General features: G+C 36.2%; 1 protein-coding gene. It reads right to left on the bottom strand.

Annotation, left to right across the window (positions count from 1 at the left end; translation table 11 throughout):
- Positions 1 to 62 precede the first annotated feature (62 nt).
- On the bottom strand, positions 63 to 578 hold the full coding sequence (locus tag AAC147_RS11250; protein WP_338114268.1) for an AEC family transporter: 516 nt from the start codon (positions 576 to 578) through the stop codon (positions 63 to 65).
- Positions 579 to 608 lie beyond the last annotated feature (30 nt).

The following is a 608-nucleotide window of genomic DNA, read 5'->3' as shown; positions in this document are numbered from 1 at the left end:
CTCGTTTCCCGCTCCAAATCACACATCCTTTCTTTAGTCGTTCTCACTTAATTTTTTCTCGCTTAGTTTAATTCTAAACTTAATATAATAGGCAACGTAATAACAGCAGTAATTGTTTGTAGTGTGATGATCGCTGACATCAATTGGCTGTCCCCATTTAGCTGACGGGTTAAGATATAGGCCGTTGGTGCTGTCGGTATTGCGAAAAACAGGATCAGTAAATTGAGTTCTAATATATTGAGATGAAAAAGAAAACCAATAATCCCGGCAATTAATGGCATTAATAATAATCTGGATAGGCTATTGATAATAATAGAATTTTTATCAGATCTTAGCGTTGATGGTTGTAAGGATGCACCGATACAAATCAATCCCAATGGAAGACTTGCACTTGCCAGAATTTTTAAAAATTGCCCTGAACCGTAAGGTAAGCCAATTTTGGTCAGGTTGAATGATATGCCGATGAAACAAGCTATGATCAAGGGATTTTTAATGATAACCATTACGAATTGTTTAATAGATAAAGCCTTTTTGTTGGGTGTTAATGCTAAAATAGAAATTGCATTGCAAAGGGGCACTAAGATAGCGGGTCACGTATTCAACCTGTT

It is taken from the genome of Xenorhabdus sp. NBAII XenSa04, assembly GCF_963866145.1.
Taxonomy (GTDB): Bacteria; Pseudomonadota; Gammaproteobacteria; order Enterobacterales; family Enterobacteriaceae; genus Xenorhabdus; species Xenorhabdus indica.
This window is presented reverse-complemented; position numbering and strand designations above follow the sequence as displayed.